The organism is Pseudoalteromonas sp. Isolate3 (assembly GCF_022398505.1).
Taxonomy (GTDB): Bacteria; Pseudomonadota; Gammaproteobacteria; order Enterobacterales; family Alteromonadaceae; genus Pseudoalteromonas; species Pseudoalteromonas apostichopi.
This window is the reverse complement of record NZ_JAKEVN010000120.1, coordinates 1-12025: the sequence shown is the minus strand read 5'-3', so window position 1 is coordinate 12025 and position 12025 is coordinate 1. Positions and strand designations below refer to the sequence as shown.

Annotated in this window: 6 protein-coding genes; 1 reads left to right on the top strand and 5 read right to left on the bottom strand. The window is 38.5% G+C overall.

Going from position 1 to position 12025, the window contains the following annotated elements:
* The first annotated feature begins 993 nt into the window (after positions 1 to 993).
* Positions 994 to 1989 carry a LacI family DNA-binding transcriptional regulator gene (locus L1D46_RS17475; RefSeq protein WP_239977951.1) on the top strand — a complete coding sequence of 332 codons (996 nt, stop codon included), beginning with the start codon at positions 994 to 996 and terminating at the stop codon, positions 1987 to 1989.
* Here the strand turns inward: L1D46_RS17475 and L1D46_RS17470 are convergent.
* The 5 genes from L1D46_RS17470 to L1D46_RS17450 all read right to left on the bottom strand — a co-directional run bounded on the left by L1D46_RS17470 (position 1970) and on the right by L1D46_RS17450 (position 11310).
* Positions 1970 to 3175, bottom strand: a complete 1206-nt coding sequence (locus L1D46_RS17470) for an oligosaccharide MFS transporter (protein ID WP_239977950.1) — start codon at positions 3173 to 3175, stop codon at positions 1970 to 1972. The genes L1D46_RS17475 and L1D46_RS17470 overlap by 20 nt on opposite strands.
* Positions 3176 to 3237: 62 nt before the next feature.
* Entirely contained in the window at positions 3238 to 5247 is a 2010-nt protein-coding gene (locus L1D46_RS17465) for a glycoside hydrolase family 32 protein (protein ID WP_275668491.1), read from the bottom strand.
* Positions 5234 to 6571, bottom strand: a complete 1338-nt coding sequence (locus tag L1D46_RS17460; RefSeq protein WP_239977949.1) for a sugar porter family MFS transporter — start codon at positions 6569 to 6571, stop codon at positions 5234 to 5236. The genes L1D46_RS17465 and L1D46_RS17460 overlap by 14 nt, the downstream gene beginning before the upstream one ends.
* A 50-nt stretch (positions 6572 to 6621) precedes the next feature.
* Entirely contained in the window at positions 6622 to 8334 is a 1713-nt protein-coding gene (locus L1D46_RS17455; RefSeq protein ID WP_239977948.1) for a RagB/SusD family nutrient uptake outer membrane protein, read from the bottom strand.
* 27 nt (positions 8335 to 8361) lie between these two features.
* A complete protein-coding gene (locus tag L1D46_RS17450) occupies positions 8362 to 11310 on the bottom strand; it encodes a SusC/RagA family TonB-linked outer membrane protein (RefSeq protein ID WP_239977947.1) in 2949 nt (982 codons plus the stop codon).
* Positions 11311 to 12025 lie beyond the last annotated feature (715 nt).

The following is a 12025-nucleotide window of genomic DNA, read 5'->3' as shown; positions in this document are numbered from 1 at the left end:
AGTAACTAAAATGATAATACTCAAAAAAAACAAATTAAGAATTATCAATCATTCTTTAGCACTTTCGTTGTTAACATTGGTGCTGTTTTACGTCGACTTTAAGCTCTTCATTTTGAGCCTGACATTCTTAATTTTATTCATCGTTTTCTGTTTCATTTCAAGATTAGAAAAGTATAGACAAGGGCTATACTTTTCATTCTTATCATTTGAATCTTATATTAATTCTGAAAGAGTTCTTGAAAGAAGGTTACCTTTCTATACTTACTATTGGGACAATAAAGCATTCCCAATTCACTTAAGTTTTAGGGAGCATTAAGGCGCTCACTATACACCTGCCTAACACCCACTGTGCCACCACCATTGAACATGCATAAATACATACAGCAGTTTGACCTATTTTAAGAACTCTAGACTCCTCACTTATCAAAAACCATACAAAAATTAAGTCTGTCAAATTGCACTGCAAGCCTAACGAACCGCATTAAGGCATAAGCAACAATACCATCCAAATACTATTGCACATAAACACGGCACCGCGTCTTGGACTGAAAAAGCCAAGCATCTAGAGCAATTAAAATAAAATCAGATAAATATTGGATTACAACAGAGTATTAAAACTTGAAAAAGATAATGAAAGCTGGGAAGTCCAAGTGTCCGGCTGGAGTTGAGCAAAACAAAGAGACAAACATAACTTTTGACACTCTCACGCGCGAATGCTGAAAGTTGTAGTCTAAGTTAACTTCAAACCTAAGTAGCCCAGTTATCATTTAAACTATGATTTCTTTTTATAAATTAACGATATCATTCACGTTAGATCTAAATACAACCGCTTCATAATAGTGATTTATTAGGTATACTGACAAAGTAGATTATGTCAAAAATAGCGTATATCTATTGGGTTATTATTACCTAAGGCAACGACTACAAGTTTAGTAAGTTCCTTCACAGTTACTTATCTAAAAAATTTAATACAAAAGGAATAAACTGGTTACGATGGTTACTATCAAACAAGTTGCTACTCATGCAGGTGTATCATTCAAAACTGTTTCTAGGGTCGTGAACAACGATCCTACTGTTAAAAGTATCAACCGAGAAAAAGTACTAAAAGCCATTAAAGAATTGGGTTATAGGCCAAATCGCGCTGCACGTTTAACGCGCCGTAAAAAGTCTAACATTTACGCCATTATTGCTGATGAATTACTTAATATTCCTTACACTTTCGATATTATTCGTGGTGCACAAGAAGTTGCTTGGCAACAAAATAAAGAGTTACTAATCCTCAATGTAAATGAAACTCAAACAAGCATTGATAAAGCCATAGAAAGTTTATTTGAGTACAGGGTTGAAGGTGTCATTTACTCTGCAATGTATCACCGTGAAGTGACCATGGCTGATGAACTAAAGGGAATACCGACAATTCTAGCTAACTGCTTCCCTAAAACCCCTATCTTTCCTTGTGTAGTACCGGATGAAAAACAAGCTGGTGAGGAGATCACTTCAGCACTAATTAGTAAAGGGTATAAACGCATTGCATTTCTGAATCTCAACGAAAATATTATCGCTGCACAGGGGCGTAAGGAAGGTGTCATTAATGCATTTAAAAACCACAACTTGCCTTTGTCAAATTTACTTATCGAGTCTGTGATTCACGCCCAACCCGATGGAAATGAAATTTCAAATGCCAGAGCTGCTGCATCTCGGATAATTGACGAATTTAAACCAGATGCAATTATCTGTGGTCAAGACCCTATGGCAATTGAGATTTACTTTATTGTGCATGACAAAGGTATGCAAATAGGCAAAGACATTGGCATCGCCAGTTTTGATAACTGGGGCGACATCCCCGAGTTATTAAAACCAACCTTAACAACAATGGCATTACCTCACTACGCAATGGGCAAATGGGCAATGGAGTATTTAATCAATCAGCGTAGCGATATTGTGCATCACCACTTACCCTTTGAACTGGTCAGTCGCAATTCCTTTTAGGGTTATCATTCGAAAGTGTGAAGTACGAAATTATTATAAAGATTGTGACGACGATGCCTAAATAGCGGTAAGTTTGAACATACCCTATTTGGTCATAGAGCATTCCAACTCCAATCGCAAGAATTGAGGCCATAAACTGAGTAGTAAACTGAAAGCCAATCATATAAATCATGGCAGAATATCGCGCTTCGAAATGCATATTAATATACTTAAATATCGCTATAATCATCAATGGAAGTTCAACGGCATGCAATAATTTAAGTAGGCTTATACTATAACTATCCGTAACAACTCCTGAAAGGAAGATACGAATAGCCATCAGAACACCGCTACATAGCAAAGCACGCTTAACACCTAAACGATTAACCCACTTCCCCCCCAGAAACATAAAGAGGGCTTCTAAGACAACTTGCGCAGACATCAAGTAGCCATAGTATTCTCTTGCGACGCTACGGTCCTCAAAAAATGTTGTAAAATAAATAGCAAATTGCTGGTCAAAAACAGCATAAATACAGCTAACTCCAACGACGAACAGGCTCAATCGCCAAAGTCCTGGTATTTTAAAAAACGACAAAATTCTTTTTTTTTCTAAAAGACTTAAAGAGCGGCGTAATTCAACTTCATCTGGCATTACTTTTACGTATTTTAGCAACACTAAAAAGCACAGAGCAGCAATGCTTGTTAACCAGTAGTTTAAACTTGGCGTGATATTAAACGACAGTCCTGCAAAGTAGCTTGCAACGGCCCATCCTAATGACCCCCACATACGTGCTTTACCAAACTCAAAATGAACTACACGACTCTGTTTATCAATGTAACTTTCTAATGCACCAACTCCTGCAAGAAAAACGAGAGAAAAAACAGTTCCTCCAAGAAAAACAGCCAAGTAAAAATGAGATTTAAGGAAAGGTTCGTAAATTAAGTTAACAAATGGACCAAGTAAAACCATTGCGATTGCAATGAAATACAATAAACCTTTTTTTAGTCCAAGCTTATCTTGAATGTAGCCGTACCATGGCATTATTAAAAGAGCTGTTAAAGCATTAACACTGAATACAATCCCAACCAGTTCACCATTGAGCCCTATCTCTTGGCTTAACCAAATGGGATACAGAGAGAAGGAGAAAGACCACGCCATAAAATAAACAAAAAATATGGCACTTAATAGTCGATAATTGCGACCCATAACTTATAACGCCTTAAAACCTATCGACCTTATAATACTACAAGGTCGATAGAATGGTTAAGTTACTTGGTAACTGCAATATTGGAGACGCTTACATCATTTAAAGTAAGTTTTTGTGAGCTCGAAACTGACAGCTGGCTGTACGGTTCCGTTGGAAACACAACAGATGTCAAAGTTGTCTCACCATCATTGATAAAAACTTCTATTGATGATTTATCAATCCAAATATCAAATTGATAATTTTCAAGGTTTGCTATTACAGGCGCCTTCTGTAAACGTGTAAATTCTTGGTCAAAATCAATTAAGCCTGATGTACTCCTATCAAGAGAAAGTTGTCCTGTTTTTGGACTTAGCTGTATAATTACACTTTCTTGATTAGTTGAACTGAGCTTTATTTCTATAGGCTGCTGATTCTTACTATTCACATCGAATTGCACTCTAAACTGTCCAGATACTATGTTAAAAAGCTCATGTAAGGCATAATGCTGCTGTCCTTCTAAAACATCTTGGTGCTGCTTACTCTTTAATAATGTATCAAGCTCTTTTATAGGAACCGATGTTACACGAAGCCCCTCTTTTGTCTGCGTTAGCTTAAGCTCCCTTGGGATAGTCATTGCACCTCTCCATGACTCTGTCGGTACAGTATTCGCGTATTGCCAATTACTCATCCATCCCATGAACAAGTGACGACCATCCTTAACATCAGCAAATGTTACCCCAGCATAGTTGTCTGTTCCATAGTCTAACCACACTGATGGCTCAACTTTGGTCCTAGCAGCATGTTCTGAAAATATAATGTCAGAGACTTTAATATGCCCCCAATTAGATGTTTCATTATCTACGATTTTAATTTGAGCTATTTTGCCTTCAAAATCACTGACGCTCCAAGACTTCTCTAATAAATTTCCAGAGTTATTTCCTGTTGATGTGCGAACAACCTTATTATCAATAATCAGTTGTGCCGCTGTACTGTTATGATGTTTACCGCCTGCAATTCTAAAGTTTATAAATGGTTTATTAATTTTAAAAGTAGGTGATAACATGCTTCCAGTCGATTCATCCGTGCCATTAAATGAGCTTACTATCGATTGCTCCCCTCGTTCGACGTGAAATGCATCACCTGATAAGTCCCAACTTTCAATTCCCTTGTTGAAATCACTAAAACTCAAACCTTCAGGGAATATGGCTGGCGTTGATTGCAGCATTGACTGATACTGTTCGTCCAATACAAACTTTTTACCATCAAAGTCACCGACAAAGTACTGTGTACCTGACCCACCATTAGGTGCGCCTGGGTTTATGCTTACTAATAAGACATACTTATATGTATTAGTTCCCTCAACCCTGACGCGGATTAGATCAGGACATTCCCACACACCTGCATGGCTCCCCCATTCAGCACCGAAAGTGCTCTCTTGCTGCCAATTGATTAAATTTTTCGATGAATAAAAGCCAATATGATCGTCTTGTGCTAATACCATTATCCAGCTTTTTGTCTGCGGATCCCAGCTCACTTTAGGATCTCTAAAATCACGAATACCTGGGTTTTTTAATACTGGATTACCTTCATATTTTGTCCACGTTCGGCCTTTATCTAAACTGTATGCAATGCCTTGAGTTTGAAAATCGATAGCACCTTCTTTTGCTTTCTCATCGTTATGATAGGTGAAAATTGCAACCATTGGTGGATTTTCTTTACTCCCTAAACCACTTGTATTCTGCCAATCAATGACTGCACTCCCCGAGAAAATAGTGCCATGCTCATCAGGAAATAGTTTAATTGGCTGATGTTCCCAATTAACCATATCTTTACTTATTGCATGGCCCCAATACATAGGCCCCCAGACAGTGTCATGTGGGTTATGCTGATAAAATAAGTGATATTCGCCTTGGTAATACACCATACCATTAGGATCGTTCATCCAATTTTTAGGTGGCGTAAAGTGAAAGGCAGGACGAAACGCTTCTGTTGCTGTATTTGCCACTAGGTCAACGTTCGTTTTATGTAGTTCATTTGTCATGCTGCATGCTGCCAAAAATGTTGAAATTACAATTAAGTTAACGGCTCGCATTTAAGACTCCGTGTTTATTATCTGTTTCAAGTGAAATTGCTTCTAATGCATGCCCTTTAGTTTCAGGCATAAGCCAAGTAACAAAAATGAGCTGGCCTAGCATCATGATAGTGAAAAAAGTAAATACTTCAGATGCCGTGAATTGCTCCAAAAAGAAAGGCATTAATAATGTGATAGCTGCAGCGAAAAACCAGTGTGTACCTGAGCCAAGTGATTGCCCTTTAGAGCGAACTTTATTTGGAAATATCTCTGCAATGAAAACCCAAATAACTGTTCCTTGTCCAATTGCATGAGCGGCAATAAAAATGAAAACAAATGCAACAACTGTAAAGCCACCCGAACCAGAACTAAATGCCCAAGCCACTACAGAAAGAGAAATAATGTAGCCAAATGAACCTATAAACATTAGGGCTCTACGGCCAAACTTATCAATTAATGACAAACCTAGCATCGTAAAACACAAATTAACCACCCCAATACCGGCACCCGAAAGTAGTGACTGATCGACATTTAAACCGGCTAATTCAAATACTCGTGGAGCATAATAAATAATAAAATTTATCCCTGAAAGCTGATTAAATGCGGCAAATAGAAATGCAAAACATGCCGCTTTATTATAAGTTCCGCCAAACAGTTTTGTTTCTTTGTGCTGTTTGTGATCCTGCTCAATAGCATTCACGACTAAATCAGGGTTCTCTTCACCAAGGTTCATCAAAATTTGACGAGCTCTCTCGTTCTCACGCCTTTTTTGTACAAGCCAACGAGGACTTTCAGGGGCTTTTAATATCATGACTAAGTAGATAAGTGCAGGAATAGCCTCTACACCCAGCATTAAACGCCAATCAATTGACGATGTACCCGATATTAAAAAATTTGAAACAAACGCAATCAATATCCCAAATACAATTTGAAACTGGTAGAGCGCAACAAGACGACCTCTAAATTTTGCAGGAGCAATTTCAGAAATATAGGCAGGCACAACAATTGAGGAAATACCGACGCCCACACCACCAATAAAGCGCAACAACGCAAAGCTATATGGATCAGGCGCCACAGCAGAGCCTAGGGCAGAAATAAAGAATAATACTCCCACCAATACCAGTGTTGGCTTACGTCCTAACTTATCACATGGGTAATTTCCCATAAGAGCGCCAAGTAAAGTGCCCCACAATGCAGAAGACATAATAAATAAACCATGAAACAGCGAGCTAGTTTCCCACAGTGCTTGGATTGGTTTATCTGCACCTGAAATTACAGCTGTATCAAAGCCGAATAAAAAACCAGCTACAGCAACTGTAATTGACCAATAAATAATTTTTTTCATAACAACTCTTCTTACGAGTAAACAGTTAAGCGGGCTTTCGCCCACTCACGTTAATACCCTGGGTTCTGAACGTATAAACCGCCACTCAAAATCATTTGTTGATTTGGAATAGGTAAATATTCATGTTTTCCTGCTGTGAATAACGCATCAACTAAATACGGCTTACGAACAGCTTCAACAGATAAGTACTTATCTATTGTTTCTTTAGCAACCCCCCATCGAACAAGGTCAAAGAATCGATGCCCTTCTAGCCCAAGCTCTAAGCGACGTTCAAAACGCAATGCTTTACGAGCCTGCTCTTGGGTTAAAAACTCGTCATACAAGCCAATGTTATAAATACTCGCGTTATGAAGTTTTGCGGTACTTTGCTTAGCGCGAGAGCGGATACGGTTAATAATCACTAATGCTTCATCAAGACGATTTAATTCAATTAGAGCCTCAGCTTTCCAAAGTAAGACATCAGAATATCGAACAAGCGGTGTATTCAATGAAAAGATTGGAAATGGACCATTTTCACCACGACAGCTACACTCTGGATGCTCAAGCTCTTTCATCGCCGTAAAGTTTCCATAAATCCCTGGCGCCCTAGCCCAGCTATCACCACCATGAATCAGATTTTCATCATATTTGAATGGTTTTCCTTCCATCGCGACCGTGTGATCAAGACGAGGGTCTACTGCATCAACTTTCATGTCATAATTCATGTCATTATATGTATCGAACATAGGCAAGCCTTGCTGATCTGTTTTAAATACATTAACGAAATTTTCTGTTGGAACATGAAAACCACAACAGCCAAAACCACCTGCCATTGGCGCATTTAACGCACTAGGCCAACTACCACGACCATCAGGAGAGCCGTCATTTAAAGAGCGTTGGATGGCAAATACAGATTCGATTCCATTCTCACTTTCAAATAAAAAATTATCTGCATAATCATCAAATAAACCGTAAACACCGGACTGCTCAATTTCATCAACTAAGTTCACGACTCGTGCTAACTTTTGCTGATTTATTTTTACTACTTGATGCTTTTCGTTTTGCTCATACGCTTGATATAAAAGAGTCTTTGCTAAATACGCTTTTGCAGAGAGTGCAGAGGCACGACCAACATCCTCTTGAATATTAGGTAAATTATTCGCTGCAAATTCGAAATCAGCAGCAATTTTGTCCCATAGTTCTTGATCACTAAAGTCACGATTAGTCGCAGTTAATATCTGTTCTTGAGTCATCGACTCATCAATCCAAGGGATAAACTTATGGTGAATCTTCAAGTCAAAATAAAAAATTGCTCGGATAAAACGTAACTCAGCCTGCTTTGCTTCACGGTTATCAACCGCATTATCAGCAGCATTAGCAATCACTTGCAATGCTGCATTAGTACGTGAAATACCGGTATAATTACGTGTCCACTTTTTATTATTTAAATCAATTAAATCCGGTGGGAAAGACTCCATATCAGGGACTAATGGCTGGTATAATGATAATGCGTGATAAGCAAAAATATCGCCCGGACCATTCCCTCCTTTGTGCGCATCCCCTGCACGTAAGTTGCCTGTTGGCCATAAGAAATTTGGCGCGGTATAATGATCATTCCCTAAATACGAATACGCAGCGATGATCAAAGAGTCTACATTATCTGTTGTCGAGACTTGATCTTCAGTCAAAACCCCAGAAGGAGGAGTGTCTAAGTCGGCGCCTCCACATGAGGCAAGAGCGAAAGTAAATGCTGTGGCAGCAAACATGGTGGTTAATTTATTCATAGTTTGTACTCTTATTGTTGCCAGTAATTAAAATGAAAGATTCACACCAAGTGTGATACGTCTTGGAATAGGGAAGTTGCCATCAGGTGTTTCAGGGTCCTGACTTAACGTACCTGAAGGTGTAATAGTGATTAAATTACTTCCCTGCAGATATATACGGGCAGAAGATATACCGTATTGGCTTAACCACTGCTCGTCAGGGGTATAACCAATCGACAAGTTACGCAGTTTTAAATAACTCCCTTCTTCCCAAAATAAACTTGATTGACGTCCTTCACCGTTATTATCAATAAGCGTGAGTGCGGGTACATTTGAGTCTGTGTTATCAACTGTCCAAGCATTTAGTACACGGTCACCGTAATTTGAACCGATATTTAATGATGTGAAATCAGTGAATCCTCGCCAACCGTTACGGATTTGACCGCCTTCAACGCCTTGCCAAAACATGTTGAAGTCCCAATTTTTATACTTAAGACTTAAGTTAAAACCGTAGGTATAATCAGGATCAGTATCTGCAAAGAACATTTGGTCATCTTCATCAATGACTCCATTTCCATCAAGGTCCTTCCAACGAACGCGCCCTAAACCAGCTCCTGCTTGAGCCGCATGAGCATCTATTTCTGCTTGATTTTGAAATAAACCATCAGCTACATATCCATAAACAGAGTTAATTGAGTGCCCTAAAATAGTTTTATCCGTTCCATTCCCACCAAAAGAATTCACGACATCTTCAGGAAGAGACACCACTTTATTTTTAGCTGATGACACATTAAAACTAACATCAACATCAATATCACCATCTAAACTGTCAAACGTAAGGTAATCTGCATAGCCAACAATAAACTCAAAACCTGAGTTTTCGATTGTCCCACCATTTACCCATTTTTGAGCACCTTCACCTAGCGTAGCAATTGGATTAGTAAGGGTTAAAATGTCATCGGTTGTTTTCTCAAACCAATCTAGACTTCCATAGATGGTGTCATATCGCATACCAAAATCGATACCAAAGTTAATTTGAGTCGATGTCTCCCACTTCAAATCAGGATTGCCTGTTTGCGCTTTAACAAACCCAGATGGTAAGTTGCCACCATTAGCACCGCTTATATCGTAAGCAGTACCTTCATCTTGACGGTCTGTAAATAACGATTGAGTTGCATAGCGACTTAAATAAGTTGTATATGTCGCATCTGTAGGGATTTCTTGATTACCTGTTCTACCCCAACTGGCGCGAAACTTAAGTGTTGATAAAAACTCTAAATCATAAAATGATTCATTACTTGCAACCCAGCCAGCTGAAATTGCAGGGAAGTTACCATAGCGATTATTACTACCGAAACGAGAAGAGCCATCTCTACGAATAGTCAATCCAGCAAGATATCGATCATCATAGTTATAATCCATTCGTGCAAAGTATGAATTTAAAGACCATTTATCACCATCACCTTCAACACGTACATCCCCTGTTGCCTGGGATAAATGAGCATAGCTTCGATCGTCTGACGCAAAACCAGAGCCAAAACCAACGACCCCTTCATATTCATAATCTATTTGTTCAGTACCTGCTAGCACCGTAAATTGGTGTAGGTCATTAATATCAAATTTATATTCAGCCGTATTTGTCCAAGTAATACTTCTATTCCAATTATCTGTAACCGATAACTGATCACCAAAATTTAAAGAACCGGCCTGAAATGCACGCGTGAAGTTTCTAAAATAATACTGGCCATAATCGATGCCTAATGAACTTTTCAAGGTGAGATCTTCGAGCGGTTCATACTCTATAAAGATATTGCCCATCACTTTATTAAAGCGGCTGACATTATCTCGGTTCATCTTAATAAGGCGAACAGGGTTATCACGATCTGTGACACCAGGAACAGGTCCCCCCCAACCTCCTTCATCGTTATAAACTGGTACTATTGATTGCTGCTCAATAGCTAAGCCCAAAATTTGTCCCGCTAATGCGTTAACTAGATTTGATTCCTGATTAGTGATTATGAAGTTCTCACCTATTTTTAGTTTATCAGTGACCTTAAATTCAGAGTTTACACGAAAGTTGATACGTTCAAACTCAGAACCATCGACAACACCTTCAGAATTGAAATAGCCTAGCGAGCTATATACAGACGCTCTATCTGAACCACCCGACAAGGAAAAGTTAACATCAGTAACTTTTGCTGAGCGGGTTACCTCGTCGAACCAATTTGTATCCGCAGGACGTTGAACTTGATTAGGATCAGTATACGCTGGAAGAGAAATGCCATTTAATTGTGGATTTTTGTAGTTACCGTTCCAATCAAAGCTATAAAGCGGGCTTGCAGCATTTGGATCAGCTCCATCATTTACTGCTGCTCTCCATACCGCTTCACCACGCTGCTGAGTATTTAAAGGATTTAAATCATAGTTAAAATCATCGTATGACTGATTAACTGAGAAATCAAAATTCAGTCCTTCTTGACCTTTTTTTGTTGTAATAACGATGACACCATTACCCGATCTCGCGCCAAAAATACTAGCCGCTGCAGCATCTCTTAAAACCTGAATATCGGCAATATCATGCGAATTCAATTCATGCATTCCCGATTTAGTTGGAATACCATCTATTACATACAAAGGGTCATTATTACCCAGCGGGCCTAGGCCTTGCCCACGAATTCTGACTGTTGCCGTCGATTCGGGAGAACCATTAGTGGTAATTTGAAGACCCGGCACTCGACCTTGAAGGTTTTGCATGATGTTACCAGCAGGTAAATCAACAACATCTTCAAGTTCTACTGTACTTACAGCACCTGTAAGATCTTCTTTTTTGACGCTACCGTAACCGTAAGAAACTTCGATCACTTCAATACCGCTACTTTTTTTTGCGACATCTTCTTGGGATTCTTCGGCAGCTATAGTCGCTTTAGGTAATAGTATTGAACCGAACAAAAGTGCCTGAATACATAGCGCGAGCTGACTTTTATGGTATCTCCGCATGGTGTGTCCTCGTTATAGATGAAAGATTCTGCAAATAAACAACGTTGTCTTTTTGTTTTATTTTTAAGCCCAACTCATTAGCTGGGCTTATTGCAGTAACAATATGTAATGTAAATTATTTTGTTGTCAGCAAATTAAACAACGTTGTCTTTATAGCTAAATAAAAACCATTTATCAACATTTTTTTTACACGATTAATTAAAAGAGAAAGGTAAAGTGAGCAGATAAACACTAGCGGGGAGCAGCAGAATATAAGGATTAGACTTAATTTCGGGTGTTGATTAATAGTATGTACTCAAAATGGAAACACGCATCAAATTCTAAAGAGAATTCAACTAAACAGGTCGATTTATTTTTTGACTAGCAAATTGATGATTGTGATTAATAGGAGATTTTTTAATTTATTTCGTACATGTAAGTCAATCATCTAACCATTTGGTTAAATACCAGACTATGGCAACTTATACTTCAAACAACAACCCAAGTGAAGTTTGTAGTAAATGCTTACATAAGGAGGCCTAATTACTTCAATAACTTAGCGACGTTATTGAAGCGTAACTTTGCATAAAAGTGAATTAAAAAGTTGCAAAAAATCCCCTCATATGTACTAGCTAAGACCAGACTGACTTATTCAATTTCAATATTGATCACTTTGACGTAGGAAGTTGCAAATAAGTTGATTGTCCGAAACTGTTACAGTCCTATTAATAATTTC